Annotated in this window: 21 protein-coding genes; 8 read left to right on the top strand and 13 right to left on the bottom strand. The window is 67.0% G+C overall.

Features of this window, described 5'->3' with window-relative positions; genetic code table 11:
• Positions 1-44 precede the first annotated feature (44 nt).
• Complete coding sequence (locus ABE473_RS08545; protein ID WP_346489156.1) at positions 45-608, top strand: AlpA family phage regulatory protein; 564 nt, start codon at positions 45-47, stop codon at positions 606-608.
• 129 nt (positions 609-737) lie between these two features.
• Here ABE473_RS08545 and ABE473_RS08540 read toward each other — a convergent pair whose 3' ends face one another.
• The 4 genes from ABE473_RS08540 to ABE473_RS08525 form a co-directional block, all read right to left on the bottom strand.
• The gene (locus tag ABE473_RS08540; RefSeq protein ID WP_346489155.1) at positions 738-1,580 is read right to left on the bottom strand and encodes an alpha/beta hydrolase-fold protein; all 843 of its coding nucleotides are present in this window, start codon (positions 1,578-1,580) and stop codon (positions 738-740) included.
• Positions 1,581-1,677: 97 nt separating this feature from the next.
• Positions 1,678-1,974, bottom strand: a complete 297-nt coding sequence (locus ABE473_RS08535) for a hypothetical protein (protein WP_346489154.1) — start codon at positions 1,972-1,974, stop codon at positions 1,678-1,680.
• A 70-nt stretch (positions 1,975-2,044) separates the two neighbouring features.
• Positions 2,045-2,596, bottom strand: a complete 552-nt coding sequence (locus ABE473_RS08530; RefSeq protein WP_346489153.1) for a TetR/AcrR family transcriptional regulator — start codon at positions 2,594-2,596, stop codon at positions 2,045-2,047.
• Positions 2,597-2,600: 4 nt separating this feature from the next.
• Entirely contained in the window at positions 2,601-4,106 is a 1,506-nt protein-coding gene (locus ABE473_RS08525) for an MFS transporter (protein WP_346489152.1), read from the bottom strand.
• Positions 4,107-4,311: 205 nt separating this feature from the next.
• Here ABE473_RS08525 and ABE473_RS08520 point away from each other — a divergent pair, with 205 nt between their 5' ends.
• Positions 4,312-4,590, top strand: a complete 279-nt coding sequence (locus ABE473_RS08520; protein ID WP_346489151.1) for a hypothetical protein — start codon at positions 4,312-4,314, stop codon at positions 4,588-4,590.
• A gap of 4 nt (positions 4,591-4,594) precedes the next feature.
• Here ABE473_RS08520 and ABE473_RS08515 read toward each other — a convergent pair whose 3' ends face one another.
• The gene (locus ABE473_RS08515) at positions 4,595-4,930 is read right to left on the bottom strand and encodes a hypothetical protein (RefSeq protein ID WP_194243709.1); all 336 of its coding nucleotides are present in this window, start codon (positions 4,928-4,930) and stop codon (positions 4,595-4,597) included.
• A 127-nt stretch (positions 4,931-5,057) separates the two neighbouring features.
• Between ABE473_RS08515 and ABE473_RS08510 the strand changes: the two genes are divergently transcribed.
• Positions 5,058-5,468, top strand: a complete 411-nt coding sequence (locus ABE473_RS08510) for a g-type lysozyme inhibitor (RefSeq protein WP_346489150.1) — start codon at positions 5,058-5,060, stop codon at positions 5,466-5,468.
• A gap of 2 nt (positions 5,469-5,470) precedes the next feature.
• The gene (locus ABE473_RS08505; RefSeq protein ID WP_346489149.1) at positions 5,471-6,139 is read left to right on the top strand and encodes a hypothetical protein; all 669 of its coding nucleotides are present in this window, start codon (positions 5,471-5,473) and stop codon (positions 6,137-6,139) included.
• Here ABE473_RS08505 and ABE473_RS08500 read toward each other — a convergent pair.
• Entirely contained in the window at positions 6,120-6,689 is a 570-nt protein-coding gene (locus ABE473_RS08500; protein ID WP_346489148.1) for a GNAT family protein, read from the bottom strand. The two genes, ABE473_RS08505 and ABE473_RS08500, sit on opposite strands and share 20 nt — an antisense overlap.
• Positions 6,690-6,872: 183 nt before the next feature.
• On the opposite strand from ABE473_RS08500, the gene ABE473_RS08495 reads away from it, so the two are divergent.
• Complete coding sequence (locus ABE473_RS08495) at positions 6,873-7,748, top strand: endonuclease/exonuclease/phosphatase family protein (RefSeq protein WP_346489147.1); 876 nt, start codon at positions 6,873-6,875, stop codon at positions 7,746-7,748.
• A 90-nt stretch (positions 7,749-7,838) separates the two neighbouring features.
• Here ABE473_RS08495 and ABE473_RS08490 read toward each other — a convergent pair whose 3' ends face one another.
• The 5 genes from ABE473_RS08490 to ABE473_RS08470 form a co-directional block, all read right to left on the bottom strand.
• Positions 7,839-9,269: an efflux transporter outer membrane subunit gene (locus ABE473_RS08490; protein ID WP_346489146.1), complete on the bottom strand. Its 1,431-nt coding sequence runs from the start codon at positions 9,267-9,269 to the stop codon at positions 7,839-7,841.
• Entirely contained in the window at positions 9,263-10,000 is a 738-nt protein-coding gene (locus ABE473_RS08485) for an SDR family oxidoreductase (RefSeq protein WP_346489145.1), read from the bottom strand. The genes ABE473_RS08490 and ABE473_RS08485 overlap by 7 nt, the downstream gene beginning before the upstream one ends.
• A gap of 25 nt (positions 10,001-10,025) precedes the next feature.
• A complete protein-coding gene (locus ABE473_RS08480) occupies positions 10,026-13,196 on the bottom strand; it encodes a multidrug efflux RND transporter permease subunit (protein WP_176989719.1) in 3,171 nt (1,056 codons plus the stop codon).
• A gap of 106 nt (positions 13,197-13,302) precedes the next feature.
• On the bottom strand, positions 13,303-14,517 hold the full coding sequence (locus ABE473_RS08475) for an efflux RND transporter periplasmic adaptor subunit (RefSeq protein ID WP_176989718.1): 1,215 nt from the start codon (positions 14,515-14,517) through the stop codon (positions 13,303-13,305).
• A 91-nt stretch (positions 14,518-14,608) separates the two neighbouring features.
• Positions 14,609-15,382 (bottom strand): SDR family oxidoreductase, encoded by a 774-nt coding sequence (locus ABE473_RS08470; RefSeq protein WP_346489144.1) that lies wholly within the window; start codon positions 15,380-15,382, stop codon positions 14,609-14,611.
• A gap of 367 nt (positions 15,383-15,749) precedes the next feature.
• On the opposite strand from ABE473_RS08470, the gene ABE473_RS08465 reads away from it, so the two are divergent.
• The gene (locus ABE473_RS08465) at positions 15,750-16,772 is read left to right on the top strand and encodes a LysR family transcriptional regulator (RefSeq protein WP_346477925.1); all 1,023 of its coding nucleotides are present in this window, start codon (positions 15,750-15,752) and stop codon (positions 16,770-16,772) included.
• A 219-nt stretch (positions 16,773-16,991) separates the two neighbouring features.
• Here ABE473_RS08465 and ABE473_RS08460 read toward each other — a convergent pair whose 3' ends face one another.
• Positions 16,992-17,687: an OmpA family protein gene (locus tag ABE473_RS08460; protein ID WP_176989714.1), complete on the bottom strand. Its 696-nt coding sequence runs from the start codon at positions 17,685-17,687 to the stop codon at positions 16,992-16,994.
• Positions 17,688-17,838: 151 nt separating this feature from the next.
• Positions 17,839-19,254 (bottom strand): deoxyribodipyrimidine photo-lyase, encoded by a 1,416-nt coding sequence (locus ABE473_RS08455; protein ID WP_346489143.1) that lies wholly within the window; start codon positions 19,252-19,254, stop codon positions 17,839-17,841.
• Positions 19,255-19,423: 169 nt separating this feature from the next.
• Between ABE473_RS08455 and ABE473_RS08450 the strand changes: the two genes are divergently transcribed.
• Positions 19,424-20,053 carry a superoxide dismutase gene (locus ABE473_RS08450; RefSeq protein WP_346489142.1) on the top strand — a complete coding sequence of 210 codons (630 nt, stop codon included), beginning with the start codon at positions 19,424-19,426 and terminating at the stop codon, positions 20,051-20,053.
• The gene (locus ABE473_RS08445) at positions 20,053-20,607 is read left to right on the top strand and encodes a flavin reductase family protein (RefSeq protein ID WP_346489141.1); all 555 of its coding nucleotides are present in this window, start codon (positions 20,053-20,055) and stop codon (positions 20,605-20,607) included. The genes ABE473_RS08450 and ABE473_RS08445 overlap by 1 nt, the downstream gene beginning before the upstream one ends.

The raw sequence follows: 20,607 nt of genomic DNA, 5'->3' as shown, positions 1-20,607 counted from the left end.
TACCTCGGTGTCGACTGGCCGCCATTCTGCCACGGAGGCCGTCCGTGATTGACGACCCTCTACTAACCTTCAGTGACGCGATCCATCGCACCGGCCATGATCTGGCCAGCATGAGCGGGATCGACCTGCAATCTGCCGGCCCGACCACGGTCCGCGCATGGGAGGCGCGCGGTCTGGCCTTGCACCATTTGACCGCCGACATGGCCGAGGCGCTGAAGGTCACGGTCGCAGCCCGGTCGGCAAGCCGCCCCTCCCGAACTCCTGCAATGATTCAGCCGCGCGCTGCGGCAAAGACCAGTAACGTGCAACCGCTCACCGCTCACCGCTCACCGCTCACCGCTCACCGCTCACCGCTCACCGCTCGCCGCCTGCTCCGCAGAGCCGAGGTACAAGACCGGGTCGGCCTGTGCAAATCGACCCTCTATTCGCGCATTTCGGTCGGAACCTTCCCGAAACCGGTCACCTTGGGGAGCTCGGTTCGGTGGGTGGAATGCGAGGTCGAGGCCTGGATTTCGGAGCGCGTTTCGGAGCGAGATCATGCCAACGAAAGTGGGGGTACGGCTGGGGGTACAGACCCAGATTCCGGCGCGCCGCCCCTTGCCGCGTAAGGCTCGGCCGGGCGACTAAGGTAGAGCCCACCTCCACCATTAGACGGTCCCACAAGGACCACAGAAAGCCGGAACCTCCCGTCAAACAAGGGGTTCCGGCTTTTTTGTTGTCCGGTGCCAGGCCACTGCTTATGGCGAGGCAGACGCTGGCGCCGGAAACATCGTACGCAACGCCTGCAGGGCCGCCGGGTGATAGATCGTGGCGTGGGTCTCGTCCGGCATCGGCTGGTACTTCACCAACAGCGAGGGCGAAGCCTGCTGCAGCAGCGCCGAGAACTGCAGCGTGGTGGCCGCCAGTTGCGGCTGACCGCTGCTGGCCAGGAACACCCGCGGCTCCGCCTGGCGGGCGGCCGCCAGTTGCTTCGGTGCATCAGCCAGCAACTGCCCCCGGTTCCACCACAGGCTGGGGTCGAGCGCGATATAGCTGCTGAACAGCGTGGGTTCCTGCAGCAGCGTCTCCACCACGAACAGACCCGCCAGCGATTCTCCGATCAGTGCCCGCTCGTCGGTGGTCGCATAGCGCTGGCGCACTTCCGGCATCAGCTCATCGCGCAGGAACGCACGGTACGCAGCTGACCCAGCGATGCGCGGGGCGATTTTCCTGTCCTCGGGATCGCTACTGGGGCCGGTCATATCACGGCGACGCTCGGTGTTCTCGATGCCGACCAGGAGGAAGGGACGGATGCTGCCATTGCCGGACAGCACCTGCACCAGGCCCGCCACGTGCAGGAAATCCTCCTCGATGCCGCCGTCGGGCATGTAGATCACCGGAAGCGGCGCTTTCGGGTCCAGTCCCCATGGCCGCGGACGGTACACGTTGATGCGGCGGGTCTCACCCAGCACCTTCGACTGCACCGTGAACGTTTCACCGATGACCAGCGGCGAGCTGGGTGCGGACGAGGCCAGCTCAGCGGCCAGCGAGGGTGCAACGAACCCGGTAAGCAGCAACAAGAACAGCACGAACAGGCGCATACAGCGATCCATCGATGGAAAGCAGCGAGCATAGCCGCCAGCGAACCGGAAGCGAATCAACCGGAGTGACGGGAACGCCCTGACCGACAGGAGCCCCTCACGGCAACGTAAACTTCCGCGCCATCCGCAGCGGCCACACCGAGGTGAACTGCGCGCCGCCCACCAGCCGGTACGCCGCAGACACACTGTGCAGCACTCCCAACCTCTCCAGCACATCCTTGGTCTTCCGGAATGTCGGGCGCGGATCCGCGGTGAACATGAAAAGGTTGATCTCTTTCGCGCTGACGTCATAGCCATCCAGCGTCGCGGTCTTGCCGAGCGCGGCGGTCAGCTCAGCCTCCAGCGTCGGCAGGAAGGCCTCATCGTCCAGCGACTTGCGCCAGAACTTGATCACAAGCTGGTAATCCATCAGGCGGACCCGTCATTCAAGAAGTGAACCGCCAAGGTTACCCGCATGGGGGGCATCACGCTGTCGTCGAGGCGGCCGCGATCGTCTGCGCCAGCCGGTCGGCGATGGCCTGCCGCACCTCGGGTGCCAGCCGCGAGCGCGACAGCGCTTCGAACACCCACATGCCGTCGGCGGCGAGCTTAGCGATGAACAGGTCCAGCGCGGCCGGGTCGCTCAGGTCCTGCGGCGTAGGCGGCGACCAGCGCTCCACCACCGTGGTCCAAGGCTGCATGTTGTCGTCGGTGGCGGCCGCATCGAACATCAGCTGCAGCTCGGCCCGGCTGGCAGTCTGCGCACAGGTGAGTGCGTAGGCCTGGTAACGCTCCGCCCTCCCCGCGGCCTCGGCCGGCTTGCCGGCCGCATCGATCATGCTCGCTTCCCACACGCTGGCCAGGTGCTGGTGGATGCCCTGCAGCAGCGCGTCACGCGAGGGGAAGTGGTACAGCAACCCGCCCCTGGCGATGCCGGATTCGGTGGCGACCGCTTCGAAGGTGAGCGCAGTGATGCCGTCGCGTTCGATCACGCGGACGGCGGCATCGAGGATGTTGGTTCGGTTGCTCGGGCGCATGGGCTCAGTGGGCGTGGGAGACGGTGGTGGCCGTGCCGGGGCCATGGCGGCGCAGCAGCACGCCGGTGACGACGGTGCCGACCAGCAGCACGGCGGCGATCACATACAGTACCCAAACATAGCTTGCGTCGTAGGCGCTGGCGGCGGCAGTGAGCCACCCCGCGTCAGCGCCCGGCCGGGCCGCCAGCGCGAACGCCTGCTGGATGCTCTCACCCGCACCGGCATCCACGCTGTCCGGCAGCGACACGGTGGCCGAGTACAGCGCGGCGATCAGGCTGCCCAGCAGCGAAACCGCGAACAGGCTGCCGAACTCGTAGGAGACCTCCTCCACCGACGACGCCATGCCGGCGCGGTGCGGCGGCACGTTGCCGATGATCGCGGTGGAGGCGACGGAAATGGTCGCGCCCATGCCCAACCCGGTCAGCAGCAGCCCGGCAACGGTCCAGCCCACGTCGCTGCCGAAGGTCATCGCCACCAGCAGCACGCCCGCGGTGCCGACGCCTAGGCCGCCGGTGATCAAGGGCAGCAGCCCGACGCGGTGCAGGAACGCACCGCCGAACATCGCGCTGGGCAGGCAGCCGAGCGCGATCACCGACACCAGCAGACCGGCCTGCAGCGGCGTGTAATCGGCCACCAGCTGGAAACGCTGGGTGGTCAGCAACTGCAGGCCCGCGATGGCAAACATCGCGAACGCGGCCGAGAGCACGCCGGCCAGGAACGGCGCGTTGCGGAAGATGGCGACGTCGAGCATCGGGTATGGCAGGCGGTGCTGGCGACGCAGGAACAGCACCAGGCCGACAACGAAGATCAGCGCGGCCGCACCGGCGAGCGGCCAGTTCGGCGGTGCATGCGCGATTTCCTTGATCGCCACCACCAGGCCGGACAAGGCCACCAGGCTGAGCAGCGAGGAGATCATGTCCCACGGCCTGCTCGCATCGGGCGTGCCGTGCGGCGCGAACAGCACCGCACCCATCAGGGCCAGCAGCACGATCGGCACGTTGATCAGGAACACCGAGCCCCACCAGAAGTGCGCCAACAGCACGCCGCCGACGATCGGGCCGATGGCACTGCCGATGATGGAGATGCAGCCCCATACCGCGATCGCCAGGTTGCGCTCGCGCTCGTCTTCGAAGGTCAGGCTGATCAGCGCCAGGGTGGCCGGCATCATCGCCGCAGCACCCACCGCAAGCAGCGCGCGGGCCCCGATCAGCAGGTTGGCATCCGGGGCGAACGCGGCCAGCAGCGAGGCGATGCCGAAGATCACCAGGCCGATCAGGAACATCCGGCGATGACCCAGGCGGTCCCCCAGGGTGCCCGCCCCCAGCAGCAGGCCCGCCATCACCAGCGGGTAGGCGTTGATGATCCACAGGCCCTGCATCGGTGTGGCGCCGAGTTCGGCGGTCAGGGTCGGCAAGGCGGTGTAGAGCACCGAGTTGTCGAGCGTGATCAGCAGCAGGCCGGCGGCGACGGTGAGGAGCAGGCTCCAGCGCTGGGTCTTGGTCGGGGTCATGGGGCGCAAACGGATCGGGCGGGGTCGTAACTATACAGGATGTCCTGTTTTGTTAAGAACCCTCTCCTGGTCGGGTGTTCAGCCTGCGGATGGCGCATCGGTGCGCCGCCCGGACGTGGCCGCCCGGCCCGTCCATTCGCGTTTGTCCGATGGCAGGGGGGCTCACCCGGGCAGGCACGTCTGTCCGGTCCGCACGGTGTCGGGGATGGCTATGGACGGACAGAAAGAGGCGTTTCGGCAGGCACACGCCGAGCTGGAACAGTGCTGGACAGGCGGCCGGTCGGCCGCCCAGCGTTGGGCGGTATACGACCAGATCCACGATCGGCTGGTCGCGCGGTGGCCGACCGATGCCAACCGTATCGTCGGGATGATGGTGATGTGGGTGACCGAAATCCGCGGCAGCTGCCCGTCCCCCTACCCGGCCACCGGGTCAGCCGGGAAGAGCACTACGCTGCGGCTGCGCCCCTGCCGCATCGATTCCTGACCGCCTACGGCGCGGGCGGCTGGAAGGGCTCGTTGTGCCCGGCCACTTCCATGTTGATGGCATTGATCAGTGCCGATACGGCGGACGCCAGGCGGCGGCTGTCGGCGATGGAGCCGAAAAACAGGATCGAGGTGCCGTCCAGTTCGACGCCGGCCAGGCCGAGCTCGCCCTTGAGCGCGGCGACGCGCTCGTCGAACAGTTTCAACCAGTGCGCATCGGGAATGACATCGAGCATCGCCACGATGGCTTCGTCCGCACCATGATCGACACGGGTCTGCAGTGTCGGGACGTCGAAACCCAGCAGTCGTGGCACGCTGCTGTCCGGTACGGGGATGCTCATGCGCGCATGGTAGCCGGTAACCCTGGGCGGTGCTGGGGAATCCAGCCACGGAACATCCACAATCCCTTGATCGGCGCGCGATCATGCTCGGCACGACACGCCCCTGCCGGGCCACCGAGGACCTGCCATGACACTGCTCCGTTCACTGCTGTTGACCACCCTGCTCGCCGTGACACCGATGCTGGCCACCGCGGCGGACAAGGTCACCACCACGCCCGTGCACTTCACCAAAGGTGCCAGCAGCGCCACGCTGCGCGGCACGCTGTCCGGCTATGACACCGTCCGTTACACGATCGCGGCGCGCGCCGGCCAGACCATGGCGGTGACGATCGATGGCAGCCCGAATGCCAACTTCAACGTATTCGCCCCCGGCGTGGTACCCGCCCAGGGTGAGGCGCTGGGCAGCAACGATGAGAAGCGGCGCTGGAGCGGTACCTTGCCGGCCACCGGCACCTATGTCGTGCAGGTCTACCAGATGCGCGCGCAGGCCCGCCGTGGCGAAAAAGCGCCGCACAGCCTGACGGTCGCCATCCGCTGAGCATGGACTTCCTCAAACTGCTGCGGTCGCTGGAAGAGTTTCTCTACGAACTGTGTACCTGGTTCCTGTTCTTCCCGCGCACGCTGTATCGGGTGATCGTGCATCCGCGGCGGATGGCGCAGTACGTGGACACCGAGCTGAAGGAAAAACTGGAGCATCAATTCGACGATGCGATCAGTCCGCCGATGTTCCTGATGCTGGCGGTGCTGGTCGCGCACGGGGTCGAGCTGATGCTGCACCAGCAGATCGTCGGCACCGGGGCGCTGTCGCGCTCGGTCTTCGGCAATGAGGAAAGCCTGCTGCTGTACCGCTCGATCACTTTCGCGATCTGGCCCCTGGTGACCACCACGCACCTGCTGCGGCGCAAACACGTGGCGCTGACCCGCGAGTCGCTGCGCCGGCCGTTTTTCATGCAGTGCTACCTGACCGCGCCCTTCGCGGTGACGCTGTCCACCAGCATGGTGTTCGTGCGGCTGCCGGGCGAGCTGTCGACCGTGCTCGGCATCATCGTCGGCGTGATCGCCGCGCTCTGGTACGCCACGGTGCAGGCCCGCTGGTTGAAGGTCGCACTGCAGCGCTCCTGGCTCAATACGATCCTCTCCACGGCGTGGGTGCTGGTGCTGGGCGCGCTGATCAACCTCACGCTCGGGATCATCCTGCTGTCGAACTGAGCACCTCGGCGGAGGGCTCCGCGAGTCGGGAGTAGACGTCGAAATCACGCGACACGCCGGCGACCCGGCGGTAACGGCGCAGGCGGCCTTCCAGGTCGAAGCCACACCGGCGCAGCACGCCTGCCGAGGCGGCATTGGTATCCAGCACCGACGCCTGGATCCGCTGCCAGCCGAACCGCTGCCAGGCCCACGCGACCACTTCATTGCACACGGCACTGGCGATGCCCCGTCGCCAGTAGTGCGGTGCAAGTTCGTAGGCGATCTCGGCCGTGCCATGCTGCGAGTTGATGATGTGGAAACCGATGCTGCCCGCCAACGCACCCTCGGTGTCGACGATGGCCAGCCGCACCTGGGAGGCGGATGCATCCTGGCCGCAGGCAGCGAGGATGGGCTTCAGATCCTCGGCGGAGGCCAGCGACCAGCTGGTCTGGGCGGTCACCTCCGGCAGCCGCAGCACCGCGTACCACGCGTGCGCGTCTTCGGGCTGCAACCAGCGCAGGGACACATCGGGGTGGCCGGCGGGCGGCACGGTAACAGGCGAACGGGTCACATCGATCTCCAGCAAGGCGTAGCGTCATTCAAGCGGAGTGCCGCAGCGTCTACAAGCGTATTGGCGCACATTCCCCAACGCCTGACCAAGCCTGCCCCGATCAACCGCCATGTCGCGCATAGCCTTGCCCCGCCCTTCCATGCGACCCTCTGGGAACGTTTTCATGGAATGGAGGGATTCCACATGCTGTCTCGTTTCCATCGGCCCGCGTTGCTGGCCCTGATGATGTTCGCGGCCCCGCTGGGTACCGCCTGGGCGCAGGCACCGGCTGCGTTGAAGGTGATGTCCTTCAACGTCCGCACGCCGGCCGATACCGACCCCGGCAAGCGCTGGGAAGACCGCCGCGATGCGATGGTCACGCTGATCCGTGAGCAGAAGCCAGAAGTGATCGGCACGCAGGAACTGGTGCAGAAACAGGGCGCGTACCTGGTTGAGCACCTGCCCGGGTATGCGCTGTTCGGCAAGGACCGCCGCGGCGGCCACGGCGACGAACACATGGGCGTGCTGTACGACACGGCGCGCCTGAAAGTGCTGGAATCGGGGGACTTCTGGTTGTCCGATACGCCGGACGTGCCGGGCAGCATCACCTGGGGCAACCTGTTCCCGCGCATGGTGACCTGGGCGCTGTTCCAGCGGCAGGCCGATGGCCAGCGCTTCTATCTGTTCAACACCCACCTGCCCTACCGCGATGAGGATGAGCCGCGTCGCGTGCTCGGTGCGAAATTGATCGTCTCGCGCCTGGCGGCGCTGCCCAAGGACATTCCGGTGGTGGTCACCGGCGATTTCAACAGTGAGCCCGGCAGCGACACCTACAAGGCGTTCACCGCCGCGCTGGGCGATGCACGCACGCTGGCCGGCAGGGTCGACGGCCCGCGCCTGACCTTCCACGATTTCACCGGAAAGCCCACGGTGGAACTGGACTGGATCCTGGTGCGCGGCTTCAGCGTGGACCGCTTCAGCACGCTGGACCAGAAACCCGGTGGCGTGTTGCCGTCGGACCATTATCCGGTCCAGGCCGAGCTGCGTTTCGGTGCAAAGGCTGCTGCCGCAGGCAGGTAAGCGCCTGTCCGCTGGAAGGCCGGGGGCCGTCCAGCGGCATCACACCGCCGCGATGGCGGTGCGATAGCGGGGTCGTCACCGGCGCTGCGGTCAGCGCTGGGTAACCGCCACCGGGGTATTGGCCGCGTCCTGCTGCTGGCCCCAGCCACCCAAGGCCTTGTACACACCGACCACGCTGACGTTCACCGTGGATTCGGCCTCGGCCAGCGCGTCATCCGCGGCAAGCTGCGTGCGCTGTGCATCCAGCAGGGTCAGGAAGTCTTCCGAGCCCTCGCGGAAGCGGATCTGCGCCAACTCCTCGGCACGCCCTGCCGCCTGGGCCTGCTCGGCGACGATCGCCAGGCGGGCCTGCTGCTTGGCGTAACGCGTCAGTGCGTTCTCGGTGTCTTCCAGTGCCAGCAGCACGGCCTTTTCGTACTCGGCCGCGGCACCGTCGGCCTGCGCCTTGCTCGCGCGCAGACGGGCTTTCACCGTACCGAAATCGAACGCGGCCCAGCTGATCGACGGGGTCACCGACCATGCCTTGTTGTTGCCGTTGACCAGCCCACTGGCATCGCCGGACAGGAAGCCGACGAAGCCGCTCAGGCTGATCCGCGGGAACAGATCGGCCGTGGCCACGCCAACGCGCGCGGTCGCCGCTGCCAGGCGGCGCTCGGCCACGCGCACGTCGGCACGCTGACGCAGCAGATCGGTGGTGTCACCCAGCGGCAACGCCTTGGCGTACGGCCGCATCTCGCGCGGCTGCAGCAGGTTGTCCAGCGCGTCCGGGCGCTGGCCCAGCAATACCGCCAGACGATGACGTGACTGCACTTCGGCCACTTCCAGCAGCGGGATGTCGGCCTCGATCGCCTTCAGTCGGGCACGGCTGCTCTGCACGTCCAGCTCGCTGCCGGCGCCCAGTTCCCACCGGGTTTCGGTGAGCTTCTGGGTGTCGCGCAGATTGACCAGGGTGCGCTTGGCCACCGCGATGCGCTTCTGGGTACCGCGCAGCTCGAAGTAGTTGCGGGCCACTTCGGCGGCGACGGTGACCTGTGCATCGGCGAGGTTGTCCTGCTCGGCACCCAGGTCCGCGCGCGCCGCTTCGGCGGCACGGCGCTGGCGGCCGAACAGATCCAGTTCCCAGCCGGCATCGAAGCCGAGCTGGTAGGTCTCGCTGAAGACGCGCTCGCCACCGACGGTTGCATCCGGCTGCTTGCGCCGGTCGTAGCTGCCCCCGCTGGTGACGTGCGGCAACTGGTCCAGGCGCTGCTCGACGAACACCGCGCGGGCCTCACGCACACGCGACATCGCGATGCGCAGGTCCAGGTTGGTGCCCAGTGCGTCATGCACCAGCTGCTCCAGCACCGGGTCATCGAACTGGGCCCACCAGCTCGCCACCGGCGAGGTGGTGGTGAACACCGGCGCGGCGGCGCCCTGCAGGGTCACCGGCTGGGCCGGTGGCGCCTGGTAGTTGGGGCCGACGCTGACGCAGCCGGCCAGCAGCGCGCTGGTCACGGCCACGGTCAACAGGCGGATCACCATGGCAGCACCTCGCCGAGGTAGGTGAAGCTGCCGTTCGGGCCGTCGGCATCGATCAGCGCCATGCCGACGCTGGAACGCGCGCCTTCGCTGATTTCGATCTCGCCCTCGCCACCGTTCATATCGGTTTTGACATAACCCGGATGCACGGTGTTGACCTTGGTGGTGCTCTCGCGCAGCTCGTACGCCAGCTGCACGGTCCAGGCATTCACCGCGGTCTTGGACGCGTTGTAGGCCGGCACCGCGAAACCGTAGATCGGCGAGCCGGGCTGGCTGTGCAGGGTCAGCGAGCCCAGGATGCTGGACACGTTGACGATGCGGCCGGCTGGCGAGGCGTTGAGCAGCGGCAGGAAGGCCTGGGTAACGGCGATCACTGCGAACACGTTGGTGTCGAAGGTATCGCGCCAGGTCTGCAGGGTCTGTGCCGACGGCGCCAGCTTGGGGTCGTCGAGCAGGATGCCGGCGTTGTTGACCAGGATGTCCAGGCGGCCGTGACGCTCGGTCACGGTCTGCACGGCGGCGGCGATGCTGGCGGCATCGCCCACGTCGAGCTGGATCGCCTCGACCGGCAGGCCCTCGGCCTGCAGCTTCAGCGCCTCGGCCACGGCGACGTCGCGCTTGCGCCCGGCCAGCAGCGTATGCACGCCGGCCTGGGCCAGCTGGCGGACGGTTTCCAGGCCGATGCCGCGGGTGGCACCGGTGACCAGGGCGATCTTTTGGGTAGCGGTATTCATGTGAACAACCTCGCGGGGGAAGGAATCAATGGTGGATGGTCGGTTCGCCGTGGGTCACCAGCTGTCCGCCGCCGTTACGGCTGACGAACTTGCGCAGGGCCACGTAGAACACCGGGGTCAGGAACAGACCGAACAGGGTGACGCCGAGCATGCCGGCGAACACCGTGATACCGGTCACCGAGCGGACTTCCGCACCGGCGCCATGCGAGATCACCAGCGGGATGGTGCCGGCAATGAACGCGATGGAGGTCATCACGATCGGGCGCAGACGCAGGCGGCACGCTTCCAGTGCAGCCTCGACGATGCCCTTGCCGCCCATTTCCAGTTCGCGGGCGAACTCGACGATCAGGATCGCGTTCTTGCATGCCAAGCCCATCAGCACCACCAGGCCGACCTGCACGAACACGTTGTTGTCGCCACCGGTCATCCATACGCCGAACAACGCGGACAGCAGGGTCATGGGGACAATCAGGATCACCGCCAGCGGCAGCGACCAGCTTTCATACAGCGCGGCCAGCACCAGGAACGCCAGCAGGATCGCCACCGGGAACACGATGAAGGCGGCCTTGCCCTGGGTGGCCTGCTGGTAGCTCAGGTCGGTCCACTCGGTCTGCATGCCCACCGGCAGGACCTGCCCGGCGATCTCGGTCAGCTTGGCCATGGCCTCGGCCGAGGACAGCATGCGCGGGTCGGCTTCGCCGGCCAGATCGGCCGCCGGGTAACCGTTGAAGCGCAGCACCGGATCCGGACCGTAGGTCTCCTTCACGGTGACCATCGAGCCGATCGGCACCATCTCGCCACGGTTGTTGCGGGTGCGCAGGCGACCGATGTCTTCCACGCTGTCGCGGAACTGGCCGTCGGCCTGCGCGATCACCTGCCAGGTACGACCGAACTGGTTGAAATCGTTCACGTACGCCGAACCCAGGTAGGTCTGCAGCGTGTCGAACAACTCGGTCAGCTCCACGCCCTGGGCCTTGGCCTTGACGCGGTCCACTTCGGCATCCAGCTGCGGCACGTTGGCCTGGTAACTGGTGATCGGGAACGCCATGCCCGGGGTCTGCGCGACCGCACCCTGCATCGTGCTCACGGCAGTCTGCAGTGCGCCGTAGCCGAGATTGCCACGGTCCTGGATGAACATCTGGTAGCCGTTGCCGTTGCCCAGGCCGAGGATCGGCGGCGGCATCATGGAGAACGCGAAGCCCTCCTGCAGCCCGGCGATCTTGGCGTTGATCTCGGCATTGATCTGCGCGGCGGTACGGCCCTTGCGCTCACTGAACGGCTTGAGCGGAACGAAGGCCACACCGGTATTGGGCGTGTTGGTGAACTGCAGCGCGTTCAGACCCGGGAACTGGATCGTGTGCGCCACGCCATCGGTATTGCGCGCGATCTCGGCGACCTTGGCCAGCATGGCGTCGGTACGTGCGATCGAGGAACCTTCCGGCAGCTTCACACCGGCGATCAGGTACAGCTTGTCCTGGGTCGGGATGAAGCCGGCCGGCACCGCCTTGAACATCAGGCCGGTGGCCAGCAGCAGGCCGGCGTAAACCACGAACACCAGGCCACGACGGCCCAGCAGGCGGCCGACCGAACCGTGGTACTTCTCCGAGCTGGTCTTGAAGAAGCGGTTGAACGGACGGAAGATCCAGCCGAACAGACGGTCGATCAGACGGGTCAGGCCATCCTTCGGTGCACCGTGCGGCTTGAGCAGGCGCGCGGCCAGGGCCGGCGACAGGGTCAGCGAGTTGATCGCCGAGATCACGGTCGAGATGGCGATGGTGACGGCGAACTGCTTGTAGAACGCACCGGTCACGCCCGACAGGAACGCCATCGGCACGAACACGGCACACAGCACCAGCGCGATCGCCACGATCGGGCCGGAGACTTCACGCATCGCCTGGTGGGCCGCGGCCAGCGGGGTCAGGCCTTCTTCGATGTTGCGCTCGACGTTCTCCACCACCACGATCGCGTCATCGACCACGATGCCGATCGCCAGCACCAGCCCGAACAGGGTCAAGGTGTTGATCGAGAAGCCCAGCACGTACAGCGCCGCAAACGTACCCACGATGGACACCGGCACGGCGATCAATGGAATGATCGAGGCGCGCCAGGTCTGCAGGAACAGGATCACCACCAGCACCACCAGCGCGATCGCCTCCAGCAGCGTTGAGACCACGGCCTTGACCGAGTCGCGCACGAAGATGGTGGTGTCGTACACCGCTTCGTACTTCACGCCGGCCGGGAACTGCTTGGTCAGCTCATCCATGGTGTGGATGACCGAGTCGCGGATTTCCAGCGCGTTGGCGCCCGGGGCCTGGAAGATACCGATACCGACCGCGTTCTTGCCGTCCAGCTGCGAGCGCAGCGTGTAGTCACCGGCGCCCAGTTCCAGGCGGGCGACATCGGACAGGCGCACCACTTCACCGTCGTCACCGGCCTTGAGCACGATGTCGCGGAATTCCTGCTCGCTGCGCAGGCGACCCTGGGCGTTGATCAGGGTCAGGAAGTCGCTGCTCGGCATCGGTTCGGCGCCGAGCTGGCCGGCCGAGACCTGCACGTTCTGCTCGCGCATCGCACGCACCACGTCGCTGGCGGTCAGGCCGCGCGCGGCGATCTTGTCCGGGTCCAGCCACGCACGCATGGCGTAGTCGCCGCCGCCGAACATCTGCGCATCACCGACGCCCTGCAGGCGTGCCAGGGCATCCTTGACGTGCAGGCGGGCGTAGTTGCGCAGGTACAGCGAGTCGTACTTGCCGTCCGGCGAGGTCAGGTGGACCACCATCAGGAAGGTCGGCGACTGCTTCTGGGTGGAGACACCCTGGCGGCGCACGTCTTCAGGCAAACGCGCCTGCGCCTGGGCGACGCGGTTCTGCACCTTGACCGCCGCCTCGTCCGGGTCGGTACCCGGGCGGAAGGTCACGGTCATCTGCAGTACGCCGTCGGAGCCGGCGACGGACTTGATGTACATCATGTCCTCGACGCCGTTGATCGCTTCTTCCAGTGGCGTGGCCACGGTTTCAGCGATCACCTTGGGGTTGGCGCCCGGGTACACCGTGCGCACCACCACCGATGGCGGCACCACTTCGGGGTACTCGCTGATCGGCAGCATGGGGATCGCGATCAGGCCTGCGGCGAAGATCACGATCGACAGCACCGCCGCGAAGATCGGCCTGTCAATGAAAAAACGGGAAAAGTCCATGGGTGGATTCCTGGGTGTTCGCCGACACCGGCGTGCAGGACCCCTGCCGCTGTCGCGGACGACAGCGGAGACGGGCAGCCCCGCACGGGGCATCAGCGAGGGAAGATCAGTTCAGAGCGGCGGTGGCTTTCGGTGCAACGGTGCCGCCGGCCGGCTGCATCGCGACGGCCTTGGCCTGGACCGGCATGCCCGGCATGAAGACTTTCTGCACGCCGTCGATGATCACGCGGTCACCGGCCTTCAGGCCCTGCTCGACGATGCGCAGGCCGTCGGCGGTGCGGCCAAGTTCGATATCGCGGCGCTGTGCCTTGTTGTCCTTGTCGACCACGTAGACGAACTTGCGGTCCTGGTCGGTCAGCACGGCCTTGTCATCGATCAGCATGGCCTGGAACTGGCCGCTGCCGAGCAGTTGCACGCGCGCGAACAGGCCCGGGGTGAAGGCGCGGTCGGCGTTGTCCAGCAGCGCGCGGACCCGGATGGTGCCAGTGCTGCGGGTGACCTGGTTGTCCAGGAAGTCGACCTTGCCTTCATGCGGGTAGCCGGTCTCGCCGGACAGGCCGACCTTCACCGGCAGTTCGCTGTCGCGCTCGCTCGGGCGTTCACCTTTGCGGGCCATCTGGGCGTAGCGCAGGAAGGTCCCTTCATCGGCATCGAAGTACACATGCACCTTGTCCAGCGAGACCAGCGTGGTCAGCACGCTGGCACTGTCGCCGGCGGTCACCAGGTTGCCGGCGGTCACCATCGCGCGGCCGGCACGGCCGTTGATCGGGGCGCGCACCTGGGTGAACTCCATGTTCAACCGCGCCGCATCCACCGCTGCCTGTGCGGCCTGGACCTGCGCCAGTGCCTGTTCGGACACCGCGCGGCGCTGTTCCCAGGTCTCGGTGGAGATCGCCTGCTGGTCGGACAGGCGGCGGGCACGGTCGGCTTCGCTGCGGCTCACCTGGGCCTGGGTGCGCGCGCGGTTGAGCTCGGCGGTGGCGCGGTCCAGCTCGGCGCGGTAGCTGCGTGCGTCGATGGTGAACAACACGTCGCCCTTCTTGACCTCCTGGCCTTCGACATAGTTGACCTTGTCGATGTAGCCGGAGACGCGCGGGCGCAGCTCAACGCTTTCGACCGCTTCGACGCGGCCACTGAAGTCGTCCCACTGGCTGACCTGCTTGACCAGCACCGGGGCGGCACTGACCGACGGCGGCGGCGGCATGCCGGCTTCTTCAGCGTGGCTGCCACTGCACGCGGTCAGCACTGCGGCGGCGAGGATGGAAACGCCGGCCATGGCCAGCCGTCGGGTGAAACGATGCGGGGAGGAGTTGGAAGTCATGTCATGCATCCGTACGTAGGGGTGGTGATACAGAATCGAAAACGTGGGGCGACGTGGGGGGCGTAGCCTGGGACCTGAACCTTGGTAGAGGTCAAGCCGTGCCGGCCGTATTGCGCGACATCGGAGGGGGGCGGTCCAGATGCAGCAGCCCGCGCGGCAGCTCGGCATCGCGCGCGTCGCAGCGCACGATCGCGCGGTTGTCGGTGCAGTTGTCCAGCAGCGAGACCACGCGACGGCCGACCAGCAGCGCGCTCGGCCATTCGATGCAGGCCTTGGCCGCATTGGCCGGGGTACACACCGGATCGCACACTTCCAGCATCTGCGCGCGCACACCGAGGGCCTGGGCCTCCTGGTGCAGCACCTGCGCGTACATGCGCGTGGCGGACATGGTGATGGAGGATTCCCCATGCCCGGCCCACGGCTTGAAACCGGCGGGGCCGCCGACCAGTACGTAGCGCCGTGCCTGCCCGCCACCGCGCAGCAGCGGCAGCAGATGCCGCCCCGCATGCACGTGCGGCATCACGTCGGCCTGCAGCGCCTGCAACAGTGCATCGCCACTGCGATCGGTCACCCGACCGCGGTTGTACGGGCCGCCCATTGCATCGACCACGGCCGCCAGCGCGCGGCGACGCCCGCCGATCCGCTCGGCCACGGTGCGCGCAGAGCCGTCATCGCCCAACGAGCCCAGCAGGACTTCCAGCCCCGGCTCATCGGCGAACTGCTCCTGCAGCGCGGCCAGCCGCGTGGGATCGCGGCCGACCACCAGGACCGGGCTGCCGGCCTCCAGCAAAGCGGCCACGATGCCCTGGCCCACGCTGCCGGTGCCACCGAGCACCAGCACCTCGGGGGCCAATGTCCCATTCATGGGACTTTCACTCCCGTCGCCGGGATAATCCCAATTCGACCCAGTCGGTCGTTGCCACGGGCACCCAGGCGAAGGCTGCCACCGCGCTGCATGTTGGCAGGCGGGGTGAATTCCCGGAAAGCCTTGCGGGACAAGGAACCCAGACGGGGTTCCACGGTCATCGCGAGGTCCAGCGGGGCGTTGGGGCCGCTACGCAGGCGGCCAAGAATGTTCCGCAACCACATGGTTGTCGTCCTTCATATCTGGAATGGCGCCAGATTAGTCCTCAAACTCCCCCTTGATTAGTCCGGATTTAGGGGAATAATCATCCCGTGCCCGGCACAATCATGTGCGGCACTCTTCCCCTCCCCCGACTTTGGATCCCGTCATGGCCCACGATCTCAACGACACGCTGATCTTCGTCAAAGTGGTCGAGCAAGGCAGTTTCATCGCCGCCGCCACTGCACTGGGGCTCCCCAAGACGACGGTGAGCCGCAAAGTGCAGGAACTGGAAACGCGTCTCGGCGCACGCCTGCTGCACCGGACCACCCGCCGCCTCGGCCTCACCGAGGCCGGCTCGGTCTATCACGAGCACTGCCAGCGCATCGCACGCGAACTGGAAGAAGCCGAAGGTGCGGTCAACCAGCTGCAGTCCGGCCCGCGCGGCTGGCTGCGCTTCACCGTGCCGTATTCGATCGGCATCACCTGGATCGCGCCGCTGCTCGGCCAGTTCCACGCGCAATACCCGGAAATCCAGCTGGACATGCACCTGGGCAACGAGAAGCTCGACCTGATCGCCGGTGAAGCGGATCTGGCGCTGCGCGTGGGCACCCTGCCCGACTCCAACCTGGTGGCGCGCAAACTCGGCAGCCTGCGCACGCAGGTGTTCGCCAGCCCGGCCTACATCGAGCGCTACGGCGAGCCGCTGCATCCGGATGAGCTGCAGTTCCACCGCATCCTGGCGATGCGCAAGGCGCGCAACCTCAACAACAACCGTTTCTTCTGGCAGCTGGGCGAGAACGGCGGCGAGCTGCTCGATTTCCCGGTCAATCCGCTGCTGGTCGCCAATGATCCCTCCGCGTTGAACGGCGCACTGGTGTGCGGCGAAGGCCTGCTGCTGACCGGTGACGTGATGGCCAAGCCCTTCGTCGAATCGGGCATGGTGCGGCGCGTGCTGGCCGGCTGGACCGGCCCGGAAGTGGACTTCAACGCGGTGTTCGCCGGCGGCCGGCTGGTTTCGCCGAAGGTGCGCGCGTTCGTGGATTTCCTGGTCGAGAAGATGAACTTCGACGCCAACTACATGCTCGCCCAGTGCCCGGCGGCGAAGCTGGCCAAGCAGCAGCAGACCCAGGTGGAAACGGAGATGCAGGCGGCCGGGAAGCGGATTCTGGAGACGGTGACCGCGGGGTGATGCTGCTTCATCAGCGCAGCGCCGTATGAACCACAACGCCGCCCTTGGGCGGCGTTGTGGTTTGGGCGGTGCGGGTGTGCGGGTGTGCGAGCGGACGGAGTTGTTCCGGGCGTACCGGCCAACGGCCGGTACCTACAAAAAATGCCGCCTGTAAGGGCGGCACTTTTGTGTTGCGAACCTGCGGGTCGCAACACGCAATAACAGCGCGCTGGCGCGCTGTTATTGCTGCAACGGAATCACACGGATCTCGACGCGGCGGTTCTGCGCGCGGCCGGCATCGGTGTTGTTGTCGGCGATCGGGTAAGCCTTGCCGGCACCGAGGGTTTCGATGCGGGCGCGCTGGACGCCCTGACCGGCCAGGTAAGCGGCGACCGAGTCGGCGCGTTCCTTGGACAGGCGGTTGTTCACCGCATCACTGCCGATGCTGTCGGTGTGGCCGACCACTTCGATCATGGTCTGGTTGTACTCGGCCAGCGTGCTCGCCACGCCGTTGAGCGACCCGTAGAACTGCGGCTTCAGCGTGGACTTGCCGAAGTCGAAGGTGATGCCGTCCGGCAGGTTCAGCACGAGGTTGTCGCCATTGCGGGAGACGTCGATACCGGTGTTGGCGGTGCGCTCGCGCAGGGCGCGTTCCTGGCGGTCCTGGTACTGGCCGACGGCCGCGCCGCTCAATGCGCCGATACCGGCACCGATCATGGCGTGCTGGCGGCGTTCGGTGGCGCTGTTGCCGCTGAGCAGGCCCGCGGCGACGCCGACAGCGGTACCGATCAGCGCGTTGCGGCCGGTGCGGTTCTGCTGCTCGACGGGATTGCCGTACTGGTCACTCTGCACGTAGGAACCACCGGTGGCGCAGGCCGTCAGGGCGGCAGCAGTCATCAGGGCCAGGGCCACGTTGCGGGTTGCGGGTCGAATCATGAGGTTTCTCCTTGGTTACCGGACGGCGCCGGCGTGCGGGCCGTGAAGAGCATAAACAGCCCAACGCGATGCCGGCATGATGAATGGCACGCTCGGCAGCTCCCTGTTCAGGTAATCGTTTACGGCCGCGGGGTTCGATCCGGGCTGCGGGTCACGCTCCGCCGGTGTGGCGATACGCGGCCAAGGCGGCATCCCGGCCCTCGGAAAGATCCACCAGCGGCAAGGCCGGATAGCCTGGCGCGCACTCGGCCAGCAGCTGCGGTGACTGCCACGGAGCAAAGCGCGCCTTGACCGGCAATGCCGCCAGTTCCGGCACCCAACGCGAGATGTACCGCGCCTGCGGGTCGAACTTCTGCGACTGCGTCACCGGATTGAAAATCCGGAAGTACGGCGCGGCGTCCGCCCCGGTGCCGGCAACCCACTGCCAACCCATCGTGTTGTTGGCCAGGTCCGCATCGACCAGCGTGTCCCAGAACCAGCGCGCGCCTTCGCGCCAGTGCTGGCGCATGTGCTTGCACAGGTAGCTGGCGACGATCATGCGCACGCGGTTGTGCATGTAACCGGTGGCCCACAGCTCACGCAGGCCCGCATCCACGATCGGAATGCCGGTGCGGCCCTGCTGCCATGCCTGCAATGCCGCCGGGTCCGGCTTGGCCCACTCGAACTGATCGAAGCGCGGGTTGAGGTTGTGATCCGGCGTCTGCGGGAAGTGATGCAGCAGGTGATACGAAAACTCGCGCCAGCCCAGCTCTCGGATGTAGCCGTCGATGTCGGCATCCCGGCTGGCACTGCGCTCGCCCTGCAGGCGGCGGACGATCTGCCACGGGGCGATCTCGCCGAAATGCAGGTGCGGCGACAGCAGCGAGGTGCCGACCCGGTCCGGCAGATCACGTTGCTCGCGATAGCCGTTGAGGGCACCGTCGATGAAGACCGTCAGTGCCTCGTGGGCGCCCGCTTCGCCGGGCTGCCAGTGCGTCCAGAACTCCCGGTCCCACGGAATGGAGGGCGCAAGGTTGAGCGCGTCGAGGCTCTCGCCGCTCACGCGGTGCGCGGGCATGCCCTCCGGCGCGTGGGCCGGCGCCGGCAGCTGCAGGCGGGTCAGCGCATTCCGCCAGAACGGGGTGAACACTTTGTACGGCCCGCCCTGCTGGGTTGCCACGTCCCACGGCTCGAACATCAGGCTGCCGTTGTGGCTGTCGGCCTCGATGCCCTGCTCGCGCAACGCCCGCTTGATCTTCGCATCGCGCGGCTGGGTGGCCGGTTCGTACTTGCGGTTCCAGTAGACCGCCACCGCACCGGTCTGCTCGATCAGCGCCTGGAGCTGCGACTGACTGTCGCCCTCGCGCAGTACCAGCGAAGAACCGCGCGCACGGAGGTCAGCGTCCAGCGCTGCCAGCGAGCGATGCAGCCACGCGTTGGACGCGCCACCGGGCGCCCAATCGCCTTCTTCGTGTGGCGCATGGATGTAGACCGGCACCGGCACATGGCCGGCATCCAGGGCGGCCTGCAGGGCCGGGTTGTCCTGCAACCGCAGGTCACGGCGAAACCACACCAACGCTACCGACACGAGACTACCCCGGAAGATTCGAGAGGCAATGATAGCCAGTGCAGGTGAAGGACAGGCAGCGATCACGCGTGGGTGGCCCGCACTGTTCCACATCGCCGCGCTTGACCTCAATCATGCTTGAGGTTCTATCGTGGCGTCCTCCCCCCCTGCTTCCCCTCTGGAGATGCACATGGCTTACACCCTCCCCGCCCTGCCCTACGCCTACGACGCACTCGAACCGCACTTCGATGCACGCACGATGGAAATCCATCATGCCAAGCACCACCAGGCCTACGTCACCAATCTCAATGCCGCCCTCACCGATGCCGGGATCGAGAGCACCGACATCGACGCGCTGATCGCCGATATCGGGGCTCTGCCGGAGGGTGTGCGCAACGTCGTCCGCAACAACGGCGGCGGGCATGCCAACCACAGCCTGTTCTGGACAGTGCTGACCGCCAGCGGCGGCACGCCGGAAGGCGCCGTGGCCCAGGCGATCGAGCGTGACCTCGGCGGCTACGCCGCGTTCAAGGAGGCCTTCACCAAGGCCGCGCAGACCCGCTTCGGCAGTGGCTGGGCATGGTTGACGTTGAGCCGCGACGGCAAGCTTCTGGTGGAGAGCAGCCCGAACCAGGACAACCCGTTGATGGGCGACTTCGCGGGTCTCTCCGGTGGCACGCCGATCCTGGGGCTGGATGTGTGGGAGCACGCTTACTACCTGAACTACCAGAACCGCCGCCCGGACTACATCGCCGCGTTCTTCGAGCTGATCGACTGGGCCGAAGTCGCGCGCCGTTACCAGGCCGCCGGCGGCCGTTGATGGACACGGGTCCTGCACTGGGCCTCGGCACGCAGCCCTCCGCCACGCCGTCCGAGGCTGCAGTGCTGGACCCGCCGCTTTCGGCGGCCGCGCTGCGCCATGCCTTTGGCCAGTACCCGACCGGGGTCGCCATCGTCGCCGCCCGCAGCGACGACGATGCTCTGTTCGCGATGACGATCAACTCCTTTGCTTCGTTGTCGCTGGACCCACCGCTGGTGATGTGGAGCCTGTCGAACCGCTCGCCCGATGTGGCCGTGTATCGCATCGGCAGGCCGTTCTCGATCAGTATCCTGGCCGCCCGGCAGCTCGCCTTGGCGCGGCATTTCGCCGATGGAAAACGGCGGCGCGTGCCGGTGCCCGGCACGATGATGGCGCACGCCAGTGGCGTGCCCCTGGTCCGCGATGCGGTTGCACAGCTCGTCTGCACGGTCGAACAAACGCTGCCCGCCGGTGATCATGTGCTGGTCATCGGCCAGGTGGTGCAGCTGGATACCGCCCCCGGCGACACCCTTGCCTTCCACCGCGGGCGCTACGCCCGCGTCACCGCTGCCTGA

The sequence above is a fragment of the Stenotrophomonas sp. TWI700 genome, assembly GCF_039673645.1.
GTDB lineage: Bacteria > Pseudomonadota > Gammaproteobacteria > Xanthomonadales > Xanthomonadaceae > Stenotrophomonas > Stenotrophomonas maltophilia_AA.
Note: the sequence above shows the minus strand (reverse complement) of the source record. Positions and strands in the feature narration are given on the sequence as shown.

What these genes read in the sequence shown, in the direction of transcription:
- ABE473_RS08540 (WP_346489155.1), bottom strand. Translation starts at nt 1,580, where the DNA reads ATGCGCCTGTTCGTGCTGTTCTTGTTGCTGCTTACCGGGTTCGTTGCA.
- ABE473_RS08530 (WP_346489153.1), bottom strand. Translation starts at nt 2,596, where the DNA reads ATGCGCCCGAGCAACCGAACCAACATCCTCGATGCCGCCGTCCGCGTG.
- ABE473_RS08525 (WP_346489152.1), bottom strand. Translation starts at nt 4,106, where the DNA reads ATGACCCCGACCAAGACCCAGCGCTGGAGCCTGCTCCTCACCGTCGCC.
- ABE473_RS08520 (WP_346489151.1), top strand. Translation starts at nt 4,312, where the DNA reads ATGGCTATGGACGGACAGAAAGAGGCGTTTCGGCAGGCACACGCCGAG.
- ABE473_RS08515 (WP_194243709.1), bottom strand. Translation starts at nt 4,930, where the DNA reads ATGAGCATCCCCGTACCGGACAGCAGCGTGCCACGACTGCTGGGTTTC.
- ABE473_RS08510 (WP_346489150.1), top strand. Translation starts at nt 5,058, where the DNA reads ATGACACTGCTCCGTTCACTGCTGTTGACCACCCTGCTCGCCGTGACA.
- ABE473_RS08505 (WP_346489149.1), top strand. Translation starts at nt 5,471, where the DNA reads ATGGACTTCCTCAAACTGCTGCGGTCGCTGGAAGAGTTTCTCTACGAA.
- ABE473_RS08495 (WP_346489147.1), top strand. Translation starts at nt 6,873, where the DNA reads ATGCTGTCTCGTTTCCATCGGCCCGCGTTGCTGGCCCTGATGATGTTC.
- ABE473_RS08490 (WP_346489146.1), bottom strand. Translation starts at nt 9,269, where the DNA reads ATGGTGATCCGCCTGTTGACCGTGGCCGTGACCAGCGCGCTGCTGGCC.
- ABE473_RS08485 (WP_346489145.1), bottom strand. Translation starts at nt 10,000, where the DNA reads ATGAATACCGCTACCCAAAAGATCGCCCTGGTCACCGGTGCCACCCGC.
- ABE473_RS08480 (WP_176989719.1), bottom strand. Translation starts at nt 13,196, where the DNA reads ATGGACTTTTCCCGTTTTTTCATTGACAGGCCGATCTTCGCGGCGGTG.
- ABE473_RS08475 (WP_176989718.1), bottom strand. Translation starts at nt 14,517, where the DNA reads ATGACTTCCAACTCCTCCCCGCATCGTTTCACCCGACGGCTGGCCATG.
- ABE473_RS08470 (WP_346489144.1), bottom strand. Translation starts at nt 15,382, where the DNA reads ATGAATGGGACATTGGCCCCCGAGGTGCTGGTGCTCGGTGGCACCGGC.
- ABE473_RS08465 (WP_346477925.1), top strand. Translation starts at nt 15,750, where the DNA reads ATGGCCCACGATCTCAACGACACGCTGATCTTCGTCAAAGTGGTCGAG.
- ABE473_RS08460 (WP_176989714.1), bottom strand. Translation starts at nt 17,687, where the DNA reads ATGATTCGACCCGCAACCCGCAACGTGGCCCTGGCCCTGATGACTGCT.
- ABE473_RS08450 (WP_346489142.1), top strand. Translation starts at nt 19,424, where the DNA reads ATGGCTTACACCCTCCCCGCCCTGCCCTACGCCTACGACGCACTCGAA.
- ABE473_RS08445 (WP_346489141.1), top strand. Translation starts at nt 20,053, where the DNA reads ATGGACACGGGTCCTGCACTGGGCCTCGGCACGCAGCCCTCCGCCACG.